Source organism: Mesorhizobium sp. B1-1-8 (genome assembly GCF_006442795.2).
Classification (GTDB): domain Bacteria; phylum Pseudomonadota; class Alphaproteobacteria; order Rhizobiales; family Rhizobiaceae; genus Mesorhizobium.
Genome location: NZ_CP083956.1, coordinates 507,615 through 528,179, shown reverse-complemented (window position 1 = coordinate 528,179; position 20,565 = coordinate 507,615). Strand labels below are relative to the sequence as shown.

General features: G+C 64.0%; 23 protein-coding genes and 1 pseudogene. 14 read left to right on the top strand and 10 right to left on the bottom strand.

The window, feature by feature from the left end; all coding sequences use genetic code 11:
* Position 1: 1 nt before the first annotated feature.
* The 3 genes from trxA (at position 2) to FJ974_RS02455 (ending at position 1,101) form a co-directional block, all read left to right on the top strand.
* Entirely contained in the window at positions 2-325 is a 324-nt protein-coding gene (gene trxA, locus FJ974_RS02465; RefSeq protein WP_140531084.1) for a thioredoxin, read from the top strand.
* A gap of 129 nt (positions 326-454) precedes the next feature.
* Positions 455-736: a cupin domain-containing protein gene (locus tag FJ974_RS02460; protein ID WP_140531087.1), complete on the top strand. Its 282-nt coding sequence runs from the start codon at positions 455-457 to the stop codon at positions 734-736.
* A gap of 101 nt (positions 737-837) precedes the next feature.
* Positions 838-1,101 (top strand): hypothetical protein, encoded by a 264-nt coding sequence (locus FJ974_RS02455; protein ID WP_140531089.1) that lies wholly within the window; start codon positions 838-840, stop codon positions 1,099-1,101.
* A 284-nt stretch (positions 1,102-1,385) separates the two neighbouring features.
* Here FJ974_RS02455 and FJ974_RS02450 read toward each other — a convergent pair whose 3' ends face one another.
* From FJ974_RS02450 to FJ974_RS02430, 5 genes are all read right to left on the bottom strand, one after another.
* On the bottom strand, positions 1,386-2,711 hold the full coding sequence (locus FJ974_RS02450; RefSeq protein WP_140531092.1) for a bifunctional folylpolyglutamate synthase/dihydrofolate synthase: 1,326 nt from the start codon (positions 2,709-2,711) through the stop codon (positions 1,386-1,388).
* Between the two features lie 62 nt (positions 2,712-2,773).
* Positions 2,774-3,700 (bottom strand): acetyl-CoA carboxylase, carboxyltransferase subunit beta, encoded by a 927-nt coding sequence (gene accD, locus FJ974_RS02445; RefSeq protein WP_140531095.1) that lies wholly within the window; start codon positions 3,698-3,700, stop codon positions 2,774-2,776.
* 89 nt (positions 3,701-3,789) lie between these two features.
* Positions 3,790-4,629 carry a tryptophan synthase subunit alpha gene (gene trpA, locus FJ974_RS02440; protein ID WP_140531097.1) on the bottom strand — a complete coding sequence of 280 codons (840 nt, stop codon included), beginning with the start codon at positions 4,627-4,629 and terminating at the stop codon, positions 3,790-3,792.
* A 1-nt stretch (position 4,630) separates the two neighbouring features.
* On the bottom strand, positions 4,631-5,881 hold the full coding sequence (gene trpB / locus FJ974_RS02435) for a tryptophan synthase subunit beta (protein WP_140531100.1): 1,251 nt from the start codon (positions 5,879-5,881) through the stop codon (positions 4,631-4,633).
* A gap of 143 nt (positions 5,882-6,024) precedes the next feature.
* Positions 6,025-6,684 carry a phosphoribosylanthranilate isomerase gene (locus tag FJ974_RS02430; RefSeq protein WP_140531554.1) on the bottom strand — a complete coding sequence of 220 codons (660 nt, stop codon included), beginning with the start codon at positions 6,682-6,684 and terminating at the stop codon, positions 6,025-6,027.
* A 108-nt stretch (positions 6,685-6,792) separates the two neighbouring features.
* On the opposite strand from FJ974_RS02430, the gene FJ974_RS02425 reads away from it, so the two are divergent.
* Entirely contained in the window at positions 6,793-7,011 is a 219-nt protein-coding gene (locus tag FJ974_RS02425) for a hypothetical protein (protein WP_140531103.1), read from the top strand.
* A gap of 314 nt (positions 7,012-7,325) precedes the next feature.
* Here the strand turns inward: FJ974_RS02425 and FJ974_RS02420 are convergent, their stop codons facing one another.
* The 4 genes from FJ974_RS02420 to FJ974_RS02405 form a co-directional block, all read right to left on the bottom strand.
* Positions 7,326-8,084, bottom strand: a complete 759-nt coding sequence (locus FJ974_RS02420) for a M48 family metallopeptidase (protein ID WP_140531108.1) — start codon at positions 8,082-8,084, stop codon at positions 7,326-7,328.
* Between the two features lie 120 nt (positions 8,085-8,204).
* The gene (locus FJ974_RS02415) at positions 8,205-8,672 is read right to left on the bottom strand and encodes a DUF2852 domain-containing protein (protein WP_140531111.1); all 468 of its coding nucleotides are present in this window, start codon (positions 8,670-8,672) and stop codon (positions 8,205-8,207) included.
* A 115-nt stretch (positions 8,673-8,787) separates the two neighbouring features.
* A complete protein-coding gene (locus tag FJ974_RS02410) occupies positions 8,788-9,930 on the bottom strand; it encodes a benzoate/H(+) symporter BenE family transporter (protein WP_140531114.1) in 1,143 nt (380 codons plus the stop codon).
* Positions 9,931-9,932: 2 nt separating this feature from the next.
* Positions 9,933-10,703: an alpha/beta hydrolase gene (locus FJ974_RS02405; RefSeq protein ID WP_140531117.1), complete on the bottom strand. Its 771-nt coding sequence runs from the start codon at positions 10,701-10,703 to the stop codon at positions 9,933-9,935.
* Between the two features lie 236 nt (positions 10,704-10,939).
* Between FJ974_RS02405 and infC the strand changes: the two genes are divergently transcribed.
* The 8 genes from infC (at position 10,940) to FJ974_RS02365 (ending at position 17,963) form a co-directional block, all read left to right on the top strand.
* Positions 10,940-11,476 carry a translation initiation factor IF-3 gene (gene infC / locus FJ974_RS02400; protein WP_140531121.1) on the top strand — a complete coding sequence of 179 codons (537 nt, stop codon included), beginning with the start codon at positions 10,940-10,942 and terminating at the stop codon, positions 11,474-11,476.
* Between the two features lie 215 nt (positions 11,477-11,691).
* Positions 11,692-12,339: a methyltransferase family protein gene (locus FJ974_RS02395; RefSeq protein ID WP_140531124.1), complete on the top strand. Its 648-nt coding sequence runs from the start codon at positions 11,692-11,694 to the stop codon at positions 12,337-12,339.
* 193 nt (positions 12,340-12,532) lie between these two features.
* Positions 12,533-12,736 (top strand): 50S ribosomal protein L35, encoded by a 204-nt coding sequence (rpmI, locus tag FJ974_RS02390; RefSeq protein ID WP_140531556.1) that lies wholly within the window; start codon positions 12,533-12,535, stop codon positions 12,734-12,736.
* A 91-nt stretch (positions 12,737-12,827) separates the two neighbouring features.
* Entirely contained in the window at positions 12,828-13,229 is a 402-nt protein-coding gene (gene rplT / locus FJ974_RS02385) for a 50S ribosomal protein L20 (protein ID WP_042637600.1), read from the top strand.
* A gap of 140 nt (positions 13,230-13,369) precedes the next feature.
* A complete protein-coding gene (gene pheS, locus FJ974_RS02380) occupies positions 13,370-14,467 on the top strand; it encodes a phenylalanine--tRNA ligase subunit alpha (protein ID WP_140531127.1) in 1,098 nt (365 codons plus the stop codon).
* On the top strand, positions 14,464-14,916 hold the full coding sequence (locus FJ974_RS02375; protein WP_140531129.1) for a GFA family protein: 453 nt from the start codon (positions 14,464-14,466) through the stop codon (positions 14,914-14,916). Before pheS ends, FJ974_RS02375 begins: the two co-directional genes overlap by 4 nt.
* Positions 14,913-17,321: a phenylalanine--tRNA ligase subunit beta gene (gene pheT / locus FJ974_RS02370; protein ID WP_140531132.1), complete on the top strand. Its 2,409-nt coding sequence runs from the start codon at positions 14,913-14,915 to the stop codon at positions 17,319-17,321. The genes FJ974_RS02375 and pheT overlap by 4 nt, the downstream gene beginning before the upstream one ends.
* Before the next feature lie 39 nt (positions 17,322-17,360).
* Complete coding sequence (locus FJ974_RS02365) at positions 17,361-17,963, top strand: nucleotidyltransferase family protein (protein ID WP_140531135.1); 603 nt, start codon at positions 17,361-17,363, stop codon at positions 17,961-17,963.
* 242 nt (positions 17,964-18,205) lie between these two features.
* Here the strand turns inward: FJ974_RS02365 and FJ974_RS02360 are convergent, their stop codons facing one another.
* Entirely contained in the window at positions 18,206-19,201 is a 996-nt protein-coding gene (locus FJ974_RS02360; protein WP_140531137.1) for an aldo/keto reductase, read from the bottom strand.
* A 96-nt stretch (positions 19,202-19,297) separates the two neighbouring features.
* On the opposite strand from FJ974_RS02360, the pseudogene FJ974_RS02355 reads away from it, so the two are divergent.
* Positions 19,298-19,990, top strand: a pseudogene (locus tag FJ974_RS02355) (LysR family transcriptional regulator); the annotation flags it as partial.
* A gap of 17 nt (positions 19,991-20,007) precedes the next feature.
* Positions 20,008-20,565 carry a cytochrome b gene (locus FJ974_RS02350; protein ID WP_140531140.1) on the top strand — a complete coding sequence of 186 codons (558 nt, stop codon included), beginning with the start codon at positions 20,008-20,010 and terminating at the stop codon, positions 20,563-20,565.

The following is a 20,565-nucleotide window of genomic DNA, read 5'->3' as shown; positions in this document are numbered from 1 at the left end:
CATGGCCACCGTCAAGGTCGACAAGAGCAATTTCCAGGCCGATGTGCTCAACGCCAAGGAGCCGGTCGTGGTGGATTTCTGGGCCGAATGGTGCGGCCCGTGCAAGATGATCGGCCCGGCGCTGGAAGACATCGCCAAGGAACTCGACGGCAAGGTCAAGATCGCCAAGCTCAACATCGACGAGAATCCGGAGCTTGCCGTGCAGTATGGCGTACGCTCGATCCCGACGCTGATGATCTTCAAGGGAGGCGAAATGGCCGATATCAAGATCGGTGCGGCGCCGAAGACCGCGCTATCGCACTGGATCAATGGCAGCCTCGCCTGAGCCAATCGCAAAATTTGAACGAGAAGCCCGGCCGTCGCGCCGGGCTTTTCTTTGGCGCCATGGCTTGTGGCGCTGTGGCCCTCGCCTGCGGGCACTCCATGTCCTCTGTTCAGGGAAAGGGAGAGCGCCATGACCGGAACCGCCAAGGCCACAGTTCACGTCGACAATGAGCGCGTCATCGTCACCGAATACCGTTTCGCGCCGGGCGCCAACACAGGCTGGCACCGCCATGGCCACGACTATGTCGTCGTGCCGCTGATGGACGGCAGGCTGAAGCTGCTGACCAAGGACGGCGAATCCTTCGCCGAGATGAAGCAGGGCGCGCCCTATTTCCGCAAAGAGGGTGTCGAGCACGACGTTATCAACGCCAATGACGGCGAATATGCTTTTATCGAGATCGAGCTGAAGTAGTCGTCAAGGCAGGGCGGCCACTGTAGTGGGCCAGTTGAAATTTAGACCGATTGCCTAAGGCCCGATTGCGCGGAAACGAGAAATGCTGCTGAATATGCGGCATGAGCACTCCATTAGATCCCAATGACCCAAACGACGCATGGCAGTTGCGGTTTTCGGCGACCGTCTACAATTTTGGTGTCGCTTTACGTGAGCTGCACGACAGCAATCCTTGGCCTGACCTGCCCTTGCTACCTCATGCCATGAATTACCTGATGACCGAATTATGGGATCGCTACTTTAGCCAAACAGAAATACGCGAAGCTTTCGAGGCCGCCGTAGCAGACATGCCGAGATATGCGGGCGGCGACGAGATCAGGCCCTAGATGGCTAGCTATCGCTGCTATCTTGATGGCAGGCGCCGATTGTCAATTATTCTTCAAGGGCGTTTTGAAATGACCAAATCGAAACGTGGAGCGAGGCGCGAACCCGCATCAACCTTTTACGCTCGCCTCACGGCAATGAGTAGCGCCAACATCAATCTGGAGAGAATTATCGGCGAAGGCCGCCAAATTCATTTGGGACCTGAGTTGCCGCTAGAATCGAACGAAGCGGAATCTGAACCGGCGCAGTTTTTTCGACACCCGTCGAAACCAAGTAGATCATAGAATCAAGTCGGCGGCGTGCCGTTTTCGGCGAGCACGGCGCCGGCGAAATAGAGCGAGCCGCCGATCAGGATGCGCGGCGCCGGGCCGTCCCATGTGTCGCGCAAAAGCATCAGCGCATTGGCGACGGAACTGACCGGCTCGGCCGACAGGCCGGCCTCGGCGGCGCGCAGCGCCAATTCGTCATTGGGCACGCCGGCGTCGCTGGTGCTCACCGGCACCGTGTAGACATGGCGGGCGAGGCCCTTGAAGGCGCTGAAATAACCGGTCTGGTCCTTGGTGTTGATCATGCCGGAGATGAGGATAAGCGGCCGCGGATTCTTCTCTTCCTGCTCGGCCAGCGCCTCGGCGACAACGATGCCGGCGCCGGGATTGTGACCCCCGTCGAGCCAGATCTCGGCGCCCTTCGGCGCCAGCTCGACCAGCCGGCCCTGCGTCAACTTCTGCATGCGGGCCGGCCAGGCGACGTTGACCATCGCCTTTTCGGCGGCGCGGTGGCCGATCTCGAAGCCAGCCGCCTTGACCGCGGCGATCGCCGCGGCGGCGTTGGCGAACTGGTGGCGCCCGGGCAGGCGCGGCGGCGGCAAATCCATCAGCCCGTCCTCGTCCTGATAGACCATGCGGCCGTTTTCCCCGAAGGCCAGGAAATCCTGGCCGTAAACAAAGGTCGGGCATTCCAGCCGCTCGGCCGTGTCGATCAGCACCTGCAGCGTTGTTTCGCCTTCCTGGGCGCCGATGATCACCGGGCAGCCGCGCTTCATGATGCCGGCCTTCTCGGCGGCGATCAGCTCGACACGGTCGCCGAGATAGGCTTCGTGGTCCATCGATACCGGCATGATCACCGAAACCGCCGGGCGGGCGATGACATTGGTGGCATCGAAACGGCCGCCGAGGCCGACCTCGATGATCGCGGCCTCGGCCGGATGCTCGGAAAACAGCAGGAAGGTGACGGCGGTGAGGATCTCGAAAACGGTGATCTTCTGGCCCTGATTGGCGGCGGCAACGCGCGCGATGGCGTCGGCAAAAACCTGGTCGTCGACCAGCCTGCCGCCACCCTCGGCCGCCAGCCGGTAGCGCTCGTGCCAGTTCACCAGGTGCGGGGACGTATGCACGTGGACGAGGTGGCCCGCCGCTTCGAGCAACGCCCGCGCGAAGGCGGCGCAGGAGCCCTTGCCATTGGTGCCGGCGATATGGATGACCGGCGGCAGCCGGTCCTGCGGATTGCCGAGGCGCTCGAGCAGCCGGGTGATGCGGTCCAGCGAAAGGTCGAAACCTTTCGGGTGGAGCGTCATCAAATGTTCGATTTCGCGGTCGGCGGCGAGTGTGGTCATAGCCGAATCCTAGGCGCGCAAGAAGGTTGGCGCAATCGCGGTTCGCGGCGAAGCGTGTCGCGTCAGGCCTGCGGCCGCGCTTCCGCGGGGATGATCGCCGGCGGCAGGATCTCCTGCTCGAGCGGCTGTTCCTCTTGCGGCACCTTGAGCAGCATCTTCAGCAAGCGCGCGATCGTCTCGCGCATCTGCAGCCGGGAGACGACCATGTCGACCATGCCGTGCTGCATCAGATATTCAGCGCGCTGGAAGCCGTCGGGCAGTTTTTCGCGGATGGTCTGCTCGATGACGCGCGGGCCGGCAAAGCCGATCAGCGCGCCGGGCTCGGCAATATGGACGTCGCCCAGCATGGCATAAGACGCGGTGACGCCGCCGGTGGTCGGGTTGGTCAGCACGACAATGTAGGGAATACCGGCTTCCTTCAGCCGGTCGACGCCGATCGTGGTGCGCGGCAATTGCATCAGCGACAGGATGCCCTCCTGCATGCGGGCGCCGCCGGAGGCGGCGAACAGGATCAGCGGCCGCTTGCGCTGCAGGGCGACCTCGAAGGCGTGCACGATGGCATCGCCGGCGGCCATGCCGAGCGAGCCGCCCATGAAGGCGAAATCCTGCACCGTGACCACCACCGGCAGGCCGTCGATGGTGCCGACGGCATTAAGGATCGCGTCCTCCAGGCCGGTCTTGGTCTTGGCCTCTTTCAGCCGATCAATATAGCGCTTCTCGTCGCGAAACTTCAGCGGGTCCTGGACGACCTTGGGGTTTTCCAGCGTCTCGTATTTGCCGTCGTCGAAGAAATATTTCAGCCGCTCCCTGGCCGAAATCTTCATGTGATGGCCGGAGGACGGGATGACGAACTGGTTGGATTCGAGGTCCTTGTGGAACACCATCTCGCCGGTCTCGGGATCCTTGATCCACAAATTTTCCGGCATGTCGGTGCGCCGGCCGAGCATCGAATTGATCTTCGGGCGGACGTAGTTGGTGATCCAGTTCATTCGCTTCGGCTCCTGTCCTGACCGAGAGCAATTCCAAGAAAAGTGTGGCGGTCTTCCGTCGGGAATTGCGTTGGCAACAAATAGGAAAACTATTCGGCGGCAGCAAGGCGGGCCGAGCGGACGCCCTGGGCAAGACCGCTGACCAGCGTAGCGACGGCCTCGGCCGGATCGGCGGTCTTTTCACCCTTGGGGCCAAGCACATTGGCGACCGCGTTGACGATCGCGGTTCCGACGACGACGCCGTCGGCCGAGGCGCCGATCACACGCGCCTGCTCGGCGGTCTTGACACCGAAGCCGACGCAGACCGGCAGGTCGGTATGGCCCTTGATGCGCTTGACCGCCGCCGCAATCTTGGCGGTGTCGGCAAGCGCGGAGCCGGTAATGCCGGTCATCGAGACGTAGTAGACGAAGCCGGAGGTGTTCTCCAGAACCTTGGGCAGGCGCTTGTCGTCGGTGGTCGGCGTCGCCAGTCGGATGAAGTTGACGCCGGCCTTCAGCGCCGGGATGCAGAGTTCCTCGTCCATCTCCGGCGGCAGGTCGACCACGATCAGCCCGTCGATGCCGCTGGCAATCGCATCCTTGAGGAAACGGTCGACGCCGTAGATGTAGATCGGGTTGTAGTAGCCCATCAGCACGATCGGCGTTTCGTTGTCGGCGGCGCGGAAGTCGGCCGCCAGCTTCAGTGTCTTGACCAGGGTCTGGCCGCCCCTCAGCGCGCGCAGGCCGGCGGCCTGGATCGCCGGGCCGTCGGCCATCGGGTCGGAGAACGGCATTCCCATCTCGATGATGTCGGCGCCGGCGATCGGCAGCGCCTTCATGATCGACAGCGAGGTGCCGTAGTCCGGGTCGCCGCCCATGAAATAGGTGACCAAGGCCGGGCGGCCTTCGGACTTGAGCTTCGCCATGCGGCGGTCGATGCGGGTGGTCATCTCAGATCTCCATGCCCAGCATCTTGGCCACCGTGTGCACGTCCTTGTCGCCGCGGCCGGACAAATTGACGATGACGAGCTGATCCTTGTCCATGGCAGGCACGATCTTCATCGCATGCGCGATGGCGTGCGCCGATTCCAGCGCCGGGATGATGCCCTCGACGCGGGTGGTCAACTGGAAGGCATCCAGCGCCTCGTCGTCGAGGATCGGCTCATAGTCGACGCGACCGCTGTCACGCAACCAGGAATGCTCCGGGCCGACGCCGGGATAGTCCAGGCCGGCCGAGATGGAGTGGCCGTCGAGGATCTGGCCGTCGGCATTCTGCAAGAGATAGGTGCGGTTGCCGTGCAGCACGCCCGGCGCGCCGGCATTCATCGAGGCACAATGCTCGACGCCATCGAGGCCGCGCCCGCCGGCCTCGATGCCGATGATGCGCACATCCTTGTCGTCGAGGAAAGGATGGAACAGGCCGATGGCGTTGGAGCCGCCGCCGACAGCGGCGATGATGACATCCGGCAGCCGGCCTTCCTGTTCGAGGATCTGGGCGCGCGCCTCGGTGCCGATCACCGACTGGAAGTCGCGCACCAGCTCCGGATAGGGATGCGGGCCGGCGGCGGTGCCGATCAGGTAGTAGGTGTCCTCGACATTGGTGACCCAGTCCCGCAGGGCTTCGTTCATGGCGTCCTTGAGGGTGCCGTGGCCGGCGGTGACCGGCCGCACCTCGGCGCCGAGCAGCTTCATGCGGAAGACGTTCGGGCTCTGGCGGGCGACATCGGTGGCGCCCATGTAGACAACGCAGGGATAGCCAAAGCGTGCCGCGACGGTAGCGGCGGCGACGCCGTGCTGGCCGGCGCCGGTCTCAGCGATGATGCGCTTCTTGCCCATGCGCTTGGCGAGCAGGATCTGGCCGAGGCAGTTGTTGATCTTGTGCGAGCCGGTGTGGTTGAGGTCCTCGCGCTTGAAATAGACCTTGGCGCCGCCGCCGAGGCCCTTCGCCGCGGAAATCTCACGAAGATGCTTCGTCAGGCCTTCGGCGAAATAGAGTTTTGAGGGCCGGCCGGCATAGTGGGTGGAAAGGTTCTGCAATTCAGCCTTGAAGTCCGGATCGTTTTTGACCTCGTTCCAGTGCCGCTCAAGATCGAGGATCAGCGGCATCAGCGTTTCGGCAACGAAACGGCCGCCGAAAATGCCGAACATGCCCTGCTCGTCGGGCCCGGTGCGGAAGGAATTGGGCATAGCCGGCTTGTTCATCGCCGATCGCTCCTTGACTTAGTGAGCATGTCCATGTCGGAAAACCGGTTCCCACTTTTCCGGGACATGCTGTTTTTAGTTCTTGAGCATGTCCTTTTCGGAAAACCGGATTCCACTTTCCGGGACATGCTCGGGTTAGGTCCTCAGGCGGCGCGGTCGTCGCGCGCGGCCCTGACGGCCCGGAAAAACTGCTCGATCAGCGCCGGATCCTTGACGCCGGGAGCGCTTTCCACACCGGACGAGACGTCTATTCCGGGCGGGTTTGCCAATCTCAAGGCGTCGCCGATATTGGCGGCGTTGACCCCCCCGGAAAGCATGTAATCGACGCCGGCGTCAAGGCCGGCAAGGATGCGCCAGTCGAAGGCGACGCCGTTGCCGCCCGGCAATACCGAGCCTTTCGGCGGCTTGGCGTCGAACATGAAACGATCGGCGACACCGACGAATGGCTTTATCCGCTCGATATCGGCTGGCTCGCTGATGGAAAACACCTTCATCACCGGCAGGCCGTAGCGCGCCTTAAGCTCCGCTACCCGCTCAGGCGTTTCGGAGCCGTGCAGTTGCAGCATGTCCGGCTGCGACTTTGCGACGATCTCCTCCAGAAATGTATTAGTGGCATCGACGGTGACGGCGACCGCCAAGGCCTTGCCGCGCGCCGCTTCGCGCAGACGGCCAGCATCGGCGGGGTCGATATAGCGAGGGCTCTTGGCGAAAAAGATAAAGCCGACATGGCTGGCGCCGCCGGCAAGGGCAGCTGCCATTGCAGCGTCGGTCTTCAAACCGCAGATCTTGATGTCGAGCGCCATCGGGCGGGATTGGCACGAAACGGCTGAAGAGTCGAGAAAAAGCATGCTGTTGCCGACGCAGTGGAAAGCGCTACCTTTCAATCAGGCATAGAGGCGGGAGCAGCAACCATGGCCGACCAGACCATCGCCGAACTCAGGCTCAAGATCGCGCAGGCGCGCGAGGTGATCGCGCATCTGATGGACAAGGCAGCCTTCAACGGCGCCGAAGCGCACCGGGCGCTCGACTATTTCGGCAGCGATGATTTCGACCGGAATTTCCTGCCGTGGCCGCATCATGGCGAAGAGGGGCTGCGGCCGGAGGAGCTGAATGCGGCGAATGACGATTGAGAGGCTATGCTGGCGCTAGTCACGCCTTCGTCATCCTAGGGCGGAGCGAAGCGGAGACCCTAGGATCCATTCCGTTACCTTTGCCGAAGAATGCTGCCGCGGAGAATGGGATAGTGTGCTGCAACGATCGTTCTTGCGGGCACCCAAGGGTCTGCACCGTTGCAGCGCTCGCGCGTAACGGAATGGATCCTAGGGTCTGCGCCGCGTCGCTTCGCTCCTTGCTTCGCCCTAGGATGACGAACCTGAGATGGCTTCGGCCAATCTCCAGCGTTTGCGCTGGCACTCGATGGCTCTCAGCCGCTGCCCAACCCACCCTACTCAAACACAATCGCCTGTAGCGCGCCGCCGTTGCGCTTCAGCCAGTCCTTGCAGCGCTCGGTGTCGGGACAGAGCTTTTCGCACAGTTTCCAGAATTTCGGGCCATGGTTCATCTCTTTCAGATGCGCCACCTCATGCGCGACGAGGTAGTTTATCACCGGTGCCGGCGCCATCATGATGCGCCAGGAGAAGGACAGATTGCCTTCCGACGTGCAGGACCCCCAGCGGCTGGAAGTGTCCTTGAAGCGGATCGCCTTGGCGCGCTTGCCGATCGCTTCGGTGTGCTTGACCACCAGCTTCTCGATCTCGCGCTTGGCCTCGCGCTTCAGATAGTCGGCGATGCGGCGCGGCAGGTGGATGCGCTCGCCATGCACGACCAGAAGCGGGCCGCGCTCGTCGCGCAAGATGGTGACGGTGCCGCGCTTTGCCGGCTCATGGACGATGCGGTGCGGCACGCCGCGGATCGGGATCTTGATGCCGGGCCGCACCTGCGGCCTTGTCGGCACCTTGGCCAGACGCTGCTCCAGCCAGTCCTGATGACGGTCGAGAAATTTCTCCACCTCGCCGCGGCGCAGACCCGGCGGCACCGTGATGCGCAGGCCCTGGCCGCCGGAATCGATGCGCAGCGTCAGCCGGCGGGCGCGCGCGCTCTCGACGATCTTGAGCGGCAGCGTGCGGCCGGCGACGCAATGCTCGCGCTCCACCACGGGCTTGGATTTGGGCTTGGTCAGGGTGCGGAAGAAGCCGAGGGTCATGGCCGGACGATACGCGATTCGAGAAAAACGACTAGTGGAGTGAGGATACAGAGAGAACAAAAAAGAAACGGCGCCGCTTGCGCGACGCCGCCTTATCATGCCGAAGCCTGTCGCGCGGCTTCAGTCGTCGAGCAGGTTCGAGCCCTTGTCGCCCTTCGGTGCCGACTCGTTGGTCGTCGGCGCTGTCGACTTGTTGCGGTTCGCCATGAAGCGGTCGAACTCGTCCTGGTCCTTGGCGCGGCGCAGTTCGCGAGCGTAGTCGTCGAACTCGGTCAGCATCTCGTCAAGCTTGCGGCGCTCTTCGGCGAGGCGCTCGAGCTCCTTCTCGCGCCAGTCGTCGAAAGCGACGTTGCCGGTGCGGGCCGAGCCATGGCCCCAGCGGGCGGCCTTGTCGGAGCGGCGGCGGCAGCCGGCGAAGATGCCGTCCGTGGCGCGATTGACATCGCGCTTGAAGCCCTCGAGCCGATCGCCCCAGATGATATAGGCAAGCATGGCGAAGCCGAGCGGCCAGAACACCATGAAACCGATCACCATCAGCGCGATGGTCGCCGGCGTCCACGCCGGACGGATCAATGCGGTCGTATTCATTTCTCCCAATCCTTCCGTTGGAGACAGCCAAACCGGCTGCGTGGAATCGAAATGGGATGGCGAAATCGGCGATTCAAGACAAGTTCGCCCAAAACCGGCGAAGCAACTGAAATGATTATCGCTTTTTGAGTTTTTCGAGGAAAAGCACGACCATGCCGGCAACCAGGCCCCAAAACGCCGCGCCGACGCCGAGCAGCGTCAGCCCCGAGGCGGTGACGGCAAAGGTGACGGTAGCGGGCATGCGCTCGCCCTCGTCCTTGAGCGCGATCGACAGCGCGTTGGCAAGCGGCGCCATCAGCGCCAGGCCGGCGACCAGCACGATCAGGCTCTGCGGCAGAACGGCGAAGATCGCCACCAGCGAGGCGCCGAAGATGGCGAAGATCAGGTAGGCCAGCGCATAGAACGGACCGGTCTTCCAGCGCTCGGCGGGATCGGGATGGACGTCCGGTCCAGTGCATATCGCCGCCGAGATCGCCGCCAGATTGGTGGTCGCGGCGCCAAACGGCGCCGAGAGCAGCGAAAACAGGCCGGTGACTCCGATCAGCGGGCCGGGCTCCGGATTGTAGCCGGCGGCCCTGAGCACGGCGATGCCGGAAAGGTTCTGCGAGGCCATGGTGACGAGGTAGAGCGGCAGCGCAAGGCCGATGATCGCCGCGGCGCTGAACTCAGGCGCAATCAGCGTCAGCGTCGACAGTTCCGGCGTCGGCAGGCCGCCGACGCGGCCGGTGAGGAAGGCAGCAAGACCGCCGCCGATCAGCACGACCAGCACCGAGAGCGCCGGATTGAACAGCCGGATGACGAAGAAGGCGGCAATCAGCGGCAGCACCAGCCAGGGGTCGGAAGGAATGGTCTTGACCGCATTGACGGCGAAGCTCAGCAGGATGCCGGCCAGCATGCCTGAAGCGACCGAAGGCGGTATCTGCGCGATCAGCCGGGTCAATGGCTTGAACAGGCCGGTGGCGACCAAGAGGACGCCGGTGACGATGAAGGCGCCGACGGCTTGCGCCATGGTGAAGCCGCTGGAGGCGGCGACCAGCGCCAGGCCGGGGGTCGACCAGGCGGTGATGATCGGCATCTTCGTGCGCCAGGACAGCCACAGGCATTCGATCACCATCGCCAGGCAGATCGCCGTCACGCCGCTGGCGGTTTCGACCTGCGTGGCGCCGACCGCCTTGGCGGCGGCAATGACAAGGGCGAGCGTGCCGCCGAAGCCGACGATCGCGGCGACAAACGCCGATATCGGAATGGAAAGGCGCATTCTCAGGCGACCCGCTGGACCATATCGCCCGCCGCGCGCAACAGCAGGTCGAGATCCTCGGGACGCGACAGACGATGGTCCCCATCGGGAATGAGCGACAGCGTGACGTCGTCGGCCGGCAGCAGGGCGGCGAGCTTCAGCGCATGGCCCGACGGCACATCCGGATCGGCAAGGCCTTGCAGGATATGCACCGGGCAGTGGGTGTCGATCGGTCCGGTCATCACCCGGTTCGCACGACCGTCCTCGATCAGCGCGCGCGTATAGATGTAAGGCTCGTCCGAATAGTCGGACGGCTCGGCAAAGAAACCTTTTTCCTCGAGGTCCTGCCGCTGCGCGTCGGTCAGCATAGGCTCGACCAGCTCGACGGTGAAATCCGGCGCCGGCGCCAGAAGCACCAGCCCGGCGACGCGGCCGTCGCCGGCCTTGCGCAATTCCTGCACCATGCGCAGCGCAATCCACGCGCCCATCGAGGAGCCGACCAGGATCTGCTTGCCCTTGCTGAAGCGGCGAAAGACGGCGAGGCTTTGCGCCAGCCATTTCGAGATGGTGCCGTCGGCGAAGGCGCCGCCCGATTCGCCGTGGCCGGAATAATCGTGGCGCAGATAGGCGCGGCCTTGGCTTGCGGTCCAGGCCGAGAGCGCCTCGGCCTTGGTGCCCAGCATGTCGGACTTGTAGCCGCCGAGCCAGACGATGCCGGGTGCGCTGCCCGGCACCTGCCTGACGGCGATGCCCGATCCGTCGACGTCGAGGAAAACTGGCGCGCTGGCGGTCATGACCCTTGTCCTTCCAGCCGGTCTTTTGGCACAGCCGGTGGTTCAACGGAAAGTGCTCGCGCGCTTTCTTTGCTTAGTGCAGGCAAATGGCTTTGCTTGGTGCACGCAATGGCATGCGGGCAGGTGATTTCCTGGCGAGGCTGTGCTATTGACTCCGGCCGCGCGCTCACCACATAGGCGCGTCCACGTATTTGATCTAAAGAACCCTTAACGAAACGGCCGAGGAGACCACGACCATTCGCAGACCTTTCAAAGCAGCGGCGCCCACCAAGGATGGCCCGCGCTCCAACCGAGACATCCGGGTTCCCCGAGTCCAGCTCATCGACGCCGAAGGCCAAAATCGCGGCGACGTTTCCATCAACGACGCATTGCTGCTCGCCGAAGAGGCGGGGCTCGACCTTGTCGAGATATCGCCCAACGCCCAGCCGCCCGTCGTCAAAATCCTCGATCTCGGCAAGCTGAAATACGCCAACCAGAAGAAGGCGGCCGAAGCGCGCAAGAACCAGAAGGTCATCGAGATCAAGGAGATCAAGATGCGCCCGAACATCGACAGCCACGACTACGAGACCAAGATGAAGGCCGTGCGGCGCTTCTTCGAGGAAGGCGACAAGGTCAAGCTGACGCTGCGCTTCCGCGGCCGCGAGATGGCGCATATGGAGCTCGGCATGCAGCTTCTGAACAAGGTGCGCGAGGAAGTGGCGCCGATCGCCAAGGTCGAAGCCGAGCCGAAGCTCGAAGGCCGCCAGATGATGATGGTGCTGGCGCCCCGCTGACAGCGGGCGCCCGTCCTTTCCAGCTTGTTTCGATCCGTGCCGGCGCGACCACCAAAGCGTTCGCGGGATCACGGCCACTACAAGCAGAATTGACCAGCCGCCACCGTATCGTGCTCTAAAATCTGCCTGAATTGCGGAGCAGGGCGTCCCGACGATCGGCGGGGCGCCTGTTTTCTATCCGATCGCCGGCAAACCTCGACGATCGGATTTTTCTTATGGCCGATGACGTGAACGTCCCGCCTGCAGACCAAATAAAAGGGTTGGGCGGTTACCAGTACATACGCAGGATGGTGCTGGCGGCGCTCATCGTGGTGCTGTTCGCGGCGCTGCTGTTCGGCCAGTCCAGCTTTGCGCCCGAGACATGGATGCATGAATCGATCGAGATGTTCGGCGTGCTGTTGATCTTCCTCGGCATTGTCGGGCGGCTGTGGTCGACGCTCTATATAGGCGGGCGCAAATCCTCCGAAGTTGTAACCGGCGGGCCTTATTCGATCACCCGCAACCCGCTCTACGTGTTCTCGACCGTGGCGGCCGCCGGCGTCGGCGCCCAGATCGGCTCGTTCAGCGGCATCATTCTCTTTGCGCTTTTGTGCGCCGGGGCGTTCCACATCGTCATCCTGCGCGAGGAGAAATTCCTCAGGCAGGCGCTCGGCGCCCCCTACGAAGCCTACCTGGCGCGCGTGCCGCGCTTCTTTCCCAATCTCTCGCTCTACCAGGAAGGCGATACCGGCAGCTTCAAGCCGCGCCTGCTTCTCACCACGCTGCTCGATGGGCTGGTGTTCCTGGTGGCGCTGCCGGCGTTCGAGCTGATCGACGGCGCGCAGCAGTCGGGCATGCTGCCGGTGTGGTTCACGCTGCCATGATTCGGGGGCGCTGATCGGGACAGAGCGTCGCAGAGCTTGAGGTGTTGCGCACAAGCCATCTTTGATCTATAGCACCGCCGTTCAAGAAAACCGCCCGGCAGGGCATGCCGTGGCGGTTTCATTTGCTTTTCGGGCTCTGGTCGGCCCGAAGCGAACAACGGCCCGATCGTGGGCCTCCAGGAAAGGAAGCAAAATGCCCAAGATGAAGACCAAATCGGCCGCCAAGAAGCGGTTCAAAGTCACTGGTACGGGTAAAGTGCTGTCGGCTGCGGCCGGCAAGCGTCACGGCATGATCAAGCGGTCCAACAAGTTCATTCGAAATGCCCGCGGCACGATGGTTCTGGCTGAACCGGACGGCAAGAAGGTCATCAAGAATTTTCTGCCGAACGGCCTCTGAGCATTCGGTCTGGAACGCATTTGTTTTTACGCAATTCCGAACGGAAAACCGCACGCCACTTTTCCGGAATTGCTTTTAAGGAGATCATGACATGGCACGCGTAAAGAGAGGCGTCACCGCCCACGCCAAGCACAAGAAGGTCCTGAAAGCCGCCAAGGGTTTCTACGGCCGCCGCAAGAACACCATCCGCATCGCCAAGCAGGCGGTGGAGAAGTCGCTGCAATACGCCTACCGCGACCGCAAGAACCGCAAGCGGTCGTTCCGCGCGCTGTGGATCCAGCGCATCAACGCCGCGACGCATGAGCACGGCCTGACCTATGGCCGCTTCATCGACGGCCTCAACAAGGCCGGCATCGAGATCGACCGCAAGGTGCTTTCGGACATGGCCATCCACGAGCCGCAGGCTTTCGCCGCGCTGGTCGCCAAGGCCAAGGTCGCGCTCGAATATCTGAAGAACACCACGCCGAACGCTTTTGAAAGCGCTGTCGCCTAAGCCAGCGCTTCCCAAGCATTCGCAATTCTGATTTTAGGGAACCCGCGCTGGCACGGCTGGCGCGGGTTCTTTTATGTCTGATGCAACCTAATTGGTGACACGCCCGGTGCCGGCGGTCGCCTGATCAAGAGAGTTTCGCCGTGAACGCCACTGCTGGAAATCTTGAAGCCCTGGAAACCTCGCTGCTTGCCGAGATCGCATCGGCTGCCGACGAGCAGGCGATCGAGGCGGTGCGCGTCTCGGCGCTGGGCAAGAAGGGCTCGGTCTCCGAAATGCTGAAGACGCTCGGCGCCATGAGCGCCGAGGAGCGGCAGGTGAAGGGTCCGGCGATCAACGGCCTTAAGAATCGCGTCAGCGAGGCGCTGACGGCCCGCAAGGCCGAATTGAAGGACGTGGCGATCGCCGCACGGCTCGCCGCTGAGACGGTCGACGTGACGCTGCCGGTGCGGCAGTCGCCGGCCGAGCGCGGCCGCATCCATCCGATCAGTCAGGTCATCGACGAGATCGCGGCGATCTTCGGCGATCTCGGCTTCGCCATTGCCGAAGGTCCGGACATCGAGACCGACTATTACAATTTCACCGCGCTGAATTTCCCCGAAGGCCATCCGGCGCGCGAGATGCACGACACCTTCTTCTTCCACCCGGACGAGAATGGCGAGCGCAAGCTTTTGCGCACCCACACCTCGCCGGTGCAGATCCACACCATGAAGCGGCAGAAGCCGCCGATCCGCATCGTCATCCCCGGCAAGACCTACCGGCAGGATTCCGACGCCACCCACTCGCCGATGTTCCATCAGGTCGAGGGGCTGGTGGTCGACAAGTCTGCCAATGTCGCCAACATGAAGTGGGTGCTGGAGGAGTTCTGCAAGGCCTTCTTCGAGGTGCCTAGCGTCAAGATGCGCTTCCGGCCGTCCTTCTTCCCGTTCACCGAGCCAAGCCTGGAGGTCGACATCCAGTGCGACCGCTCGCGGCCCGGCGAAGTGCGCTTCGGCGAAGGCTCCGACTGGATGGAGATCCTTGGCTGCGGCATGGTGCACCCCAACGTGCTCAAGGCCGGCGGGCTCGATCCCGACGAATATCAGGGCTTTGCCTGGGGCATGGGCATCGACCGCATCGCCATGCTGAAATACGGCATGCCGGATCTGCGCGCCTTCTTCGATGCCGACGTGCGCTGGCTGTCGCACTACGGTTTTCGGCCGCTCGACCTGCCGACGCTGTTCGGGGGGCTTTCGACATGACCGCCCCGCACACGGGCGGCTGCCGCTGCGGCGCGGTGCGGTTCGAGGCTTCGGCCGAGCCGCACCACATCTCCTATTGCCATTGCAGCGACTGCCGCCGCGCCACAGGCGCGCCGGTGTCGGCCTTTGTCGGCTTCATGGCCGACCAGATCGCGCTTGAGGGCAAGGCGCTGAAGACGTTCGAGAACGGCCCGGTGACGCGCTCCTTCTGCGGCATTTGCGGCTCGCCGATCGCCTATGTCGATCAGCGGCTCAACGGCCATATCTATTTCATGCTCGGCGCCATGGACATGCCGGCCTACTTCAAGCCGACGCTGCACGCCTATGTGCGCGAGCAGTTGCCCTTCCTGCACATGCCGGACGACTTGCCGCGCCATCTGCGAACCAGCGTGCCCAGACCAGACATGCGAAGCCCGGACGGGCAAAGACCAGACGGAACACAGTCATGAAATTCACCCTCTCCTGGCTCAAGGACCATCTCGAGACCGACGCATCGCTCAGCGAGATCGTCGAGCGGCTGACGGCGATCGGCCTCGAGGTCGAATATGTCGACGACAAGGCGAGCCTGAAGCCCTTCGTCATCGCCAAGGTGCTGACGGCGGCGCAGCATCCCGACGCCGACCGGCTGCGCGTGCTGACCGTCGACACCGGCGACGGCAAGGCGCCCGTCCAGGTCGTGTGCGGCGCACCGAACGCCCGCGCCGGCCTGATCGGCGCCTTCGCCGCGCCCGGCACCTACATCCCGGGCATCGACGTGACGCTCTCGGTCGGCAAGATCCGCGGCGTCGAGAGCCATGGCATGATGTGTTCCGAGCGCGAGCTGGAAATCTCCGACGAGCACAACGGCATCATCGACCTGCCCGAAGACGCACCGGTCGGCACCAGCTTCGCCGCTTACGCGCATCTCGACGACCCGGTGATCGAGATCAACCTGACGCCGAACCGGCCGGACGCCACCAGCGTCTACGGCATCGCCCGCGACCTCGCCGCGAGCGGGCTCGGCCGGCTTACCGGCGGCGCGATCATGCCGCATGTCGGCGATGGCATGTGCCCGGTGAAGGTGACGATCGAAGCGCCGGAACTCTGCCCCGGCTTCGCGCTGACTCTGGTAAGGGGCGTCAAGAACGGCCCGTCGCCGAAATGGCTGCAGCAGCGGCTGATCGCCATCGGCTTGCGCCCGATCAGCGCGCTGGTCGACATCACCAACTACGTCACCTTCGACCGCGGCCGGCCGCTGCATGTCTTCGATGCCGCCAAGGTCGCCGGCAACCTCGTGGTGCGCCGCGCGAAGGAGGGCGAGAAGGTGCTGGCGCTCGACGGGCGCGAATACTCGCTGACGCCGGAGATGTGCGTGATTGCCGACGACAATGGCGTCGAATCGATCGCCGGCATCATGGGCGGCGAGCATTCCGGCTGCGACGAGAACACCACCGACGTGCTGATCGAATCCGCGCTCTGGGACCCGATCACCACGGCCCGCACCGGCCGTACGCTCGGCATCATCTCGGATGCGCGCTACCGCTTCGAGCGCGGCGTCGATCCCGAATTCATGGTGCCGGGCATCGAGCTCGCGACCAGGCTGGTGCTCGATTTCTGCGGCGGCACGCCGAGCGAGATCGAGGTGGCCGGCTATGCCGGCCACAAACCGAAGATCGTTGCCTTCCCGCTATCGGAGGTTAAGCGGCTGACCGGCATCGAAGTGCCGAAGGCGGAGAGCCTCGACATCCTGACGCGCCTCGGCTTCGAGCCGAAGGGATTGGGCGACGTCGTCAAGGTGGAGGTGCCGTCGTGGCGGCCGGATGTCGACGGCAAGGCCGATCTGGTCGAGGAAATTATGCGCATCCATGGCGTCGACAACATCGCGCCGCAACCGCTGACCGCGCACGATGCGGTCAACGGCAAGATCCTGACCACGCTGCAGGTGTGCACCCGCGCGGCCAAGCGCGCGCTGGCCGTGCGCGGCATGATGGAGGCCGTCACATGGTCGTTCATCCCGGCCAGACACGCCGAATTGTTCGGCGGCGGCCAGCAGGCGCTGAAGCTCGCCAACCCGATCGCCGCCGACATGTCGGACATGCGGCCCTCGCTGCTGCCCGGTCTGATCGCGGCCGCACAGCGTAACGCCGACCGGGGCATCGGCGACGTGGCGCTGTTCGAGGTCTCCGGCACTTATGAGGGCGACGGCGCCGACCAGCAGCGGCGCGTCGCCGCCGGCGTGCGGCGCGGCACGGCCAAGCTCGACGGCTCCGGCCGCAGCTGGGCCGGCAATGCCGGCTCCGTCGGCGTCTTCGACGCCAAGGCGGATGCCATCGCAGCACTGGAAGCCTGCGGCGCGCCGGTCGACCGGCTGCAGATCGAGCCCGGTGGTCCGGCCTGGTACCATCCAGGCCGCTCCGGCACGATCAAGCTCGGGCCGAAGACCGTGCTCGGCACGTTCGGCGAATTCCATCCGAAGACGCTTGAAGCGCTCGACGTCTCCGGGCCCCTCTGCGGCTTCGAGGTCTTTGTCGACGCGGTGCCGGAACCCAAGGCCAAGCCGACGCGCACCAAGCCGAAGCTGGAGCTTTCGCCCTTCCAGGCGGTGAAGCGCGACTTCGCCTTCGTCGTCGACAGGTCGGTCGAGGCCGGCACGCTGGTGCGAGCCGCACTCGCCGCCGACAAGAAGCTGGTCACCGGCGTCTCGGTGTTCGACGTCTTCGAAGGTGCTTCGCTGGGCGCGGCCAAGAAGTCGATCGCGATAGAAGTGTCGATCCAGCCGGTCGAGAAAACGCTGACCGACGAGGATTTCGAAGCGCTGGCCAGGCGCATTGTCGAGAATGTCAACAAGCAGACCGGCGGCGTGCTCAGAGCGTAAGGCATTGCGGAACGATGGCGAATCGCCCTCCAAAGGGCGATGGACCATCTCCGCTATTCCGGACTCCCCTTCGAAGAGCAGCGCGCGGCGTTTCTCGACATCGTCGCCACTGACCCGCTGCTTGTAAAAACGCTGGCGCGGGTGCGCGCGCTCGCTCTCCCGGATTGGCTCGTGGTGTCCGGCGCGCTCTACAACAGCATCTGGAACCATCTGACCGGCAAGCCTTCGGGTTACGGCATCAAGGACGTCGACCTGTTCTATTTCGACGATGCCGATCTCTCTTACGAGGCCGAGGACACGGTCATCCGCCGGGCGGCGCCGCATTTCGAAAGGCTGCCGCTGCCGGTCGAGGTGCGCAACCAGGCGCGGGTGCATCTGTGGTATCCGCAGAAGTTCGGTCAGGAGTGCCCGCGCTACATGAGCTCAAGCGAATCCGTCGGCTATTTTGCCTCGAAGACACATGCGGTCGGGGTGCGGTTCGGTGGAGACGGGCAGCTGGAGCTGGTGGCGCCGTTTGGGCTGGATGATGTGTTTTCGTTTCGGATCACGCCGAACCGGGTGATGGATAATCGGCGGACGCATGAGGCGAAGGGAACGAGGGCGAGGGAGTGCTGGCCGGAGATCAGCGTGGTGCCTTGGTAGGGAGATACGTCGGCGCGAGGCCCCCTCTCTGGCCTGCCGGCCATCTCCCCCTCAAGGGGGGAGATCAGCAGTTTTGGCGCTCCACCCTTCCTTCAACGTTGGTAATTGGCGAAAGCAACGTTGGCAGTTGGCGAAAGCGGCGATGACAGCCAATCTCCCCCCTTGAGGGGGAGATGTCCGGCAGGACAGAGAGGGGGGTTCAAGCGCCGACCTTTCAACAAAACCCGAAGCGCCCCTTTTGCCTACCCATTCACAAGCGCCAGCGCCGCTTCGGTGTAGCGCTTGCCGATCACCTTGTCGGGCGACAGCGCTTCGCCGATCGCTGCGACCTCGGCTGCACTCAACTCAATTCCCGCCGCCGCGGTATTCTGCTCGAGGTGGCGTATCTTGCGCGCACCCGGGATGGGCACGATGAAATCGCCCTGGTGCAGCACCCAGGCCAGCGCCAGCTGGGCCGGGGTCACGCCCTTTTCAGTCGCCATTTTTTCCAGCACCGCGATGACGGCATTGTTGGCCGCCATGGCGTCGGCCTGGAAGCGCGGCAGGCCGCGGCGCCAATCATCCGCGCCCAGCACATCGGGCTTGCCGATCGCACCGGTGAGCAGGCCGCGGCCGAGCGGGCTGTAGGGGACAAAGCCGATGCCGAGCTCGCGGCAGACGGCGAAGACCTCGTCCTCGGGATCGCGGCTCCACAGCGAATATTCGCTCTGCACGGCGGCGATCGGATGCACGGCATGCGCCCGACGGATTGTCGCGGCGCTCGCCTCCGACAGGCCGAGCGCGCGCACCTTGCCCTCGCGCACAAGCTCGGCCATGGCGCCGACCGTGTCCTCGATCGGCACGTTCGGGTCGACGCGGTGCTGGTAATAGAGATCGATCACATCAGTGTTCAGCCGCTTCAGCGATGCTTCCGCCACCGCCTTGACATGTTCGGGGCGACTGTCGACGCCGACCATGCGGTCAATGCCTGAGCCTTGCTCGGCAATCTTGAAGCCGAATTTGGTGGCGATCGTCACCTTGTCGCGCAGCGGTTTCAGCGCCTTGCCGAGCAGGATCTCGTTCTCATAGGGACCATAGACCTCGGCCGTGTCGAAAAAGGTGACGCCGATCTCGACGGCGCGGCGCAGCGTGGCGATCGCGTCGGCTTCCTCTTGGCCGCCATAGGCGAAACTCATGCCCATGCAGCCGAGGCCGACGGGGTAGACGTTCAGTTCAGTTCCTAGCTTGCGGGTTTGCATCGTCGCTCTCCTTGTTGCGATGCCAGGGAGATAGCGGCTTGCCAATCGTTCGATAACCATGTCGCTTTTGCACAGCTTGTTCTGTAATATAGATCAATGAACCGCACCAACCTTTCCCAACTGGCCGTGCTCGCCACGGTCGCCCAATGCGCCAGCTTCCGCGGCGCCGCGCGCGAGCTTGGCATCGCCCCGTCCGCGGTCAGCCATGCGGTGTCGAGCCTCGAGGCGAGGCTAGGCGTGCGGCTGCTGGCGCGCAGCACCCGCAGCGTCGCGCCGACCGAGGAAGGCGCGCAGCTGTTGGAACGGCTGCGGCCGGCGCTTTCAGAGATCGACCTGGCGCTGGAGACAGCGGTGGAGGCGCGCGACCGGCCGGCGGGCAGTCTGCGGCTCAGCGTGCCGCGCACCGCCGCACATCTGGTGCTGACGCCGCGGCTCGGCGCCTTTGCCGCGGCCTATCCCGACATCGTGCTGGAGATCGTCATCGAGGACCGCTTCACCGACGTCGTCGAAGGCGGCTTCGACGCCGGCGTGCGGCTCGGCGAAAGCCTGCAGCGCGACATGATCGCGGTGCGCATCGGGCCCGACCTTCGCGGCGCCGTCGTCGGCGCGCCGTCCTATTTCGAGGCGATGCCGAAGCCACGCCATCCGCGCGAGCTTGCCGATCACCGCTGCATCCGCTTTCGTTTCTCCAGCGGCATCCTCTACCGCTGGGAATTCGAAAGGGACGGCGAGGAAATAGAAATCGCCGCGCAAGGGCCGCTGATCCTCGACGAGGACCATCTGATCGCCGGCTTCGTTCGCCTCGCATGCAATCCCTCACCAACACCGCAACCCGCTATGGCTGGGCGATGATCGCCCTCCACTGGCTGATCGGCATCATCTTCATCGGCCAGTTCGTGCTCGGCTTCGCCATGGTGCGGGCGGCAAGCCAGCGTACATCATTTGAGTTGATCCAGCTGCACAAATCCTTCGGCTTCCTGCTGCTTGGGCTGGTCATCCTGCGCATCGCCTGGCGGATCGGCAATGCGGCGCCGGCCTTGCCGCCCTCCGTCGGAACCCTGGAGCGGCGGGCGGCACCCCTGGCGCATCTGGCGCTTTATGCGTTTCAGATCGCCCTGCCGCTCTCGGGCTGGGCGCTGGTCTCGGTCTCGACGCTGGAAATCCCGAGCATGCCGTTCAATCTGTTCGTGATGCCGAACCTGCCGCTGGCCGAATCCGATGCCGCCGAAAGTTTCTGGACGTCGGCGCACTGGTATCTCGCCTATGCCGGCATTGCGCTGGTCGCCGCGCATGCCGTGGCGGCGCTGCGCCATCATTTCCTGCTGCGCGACAGCGTGCTGACGCGCATGATCACGCCTTCGTAG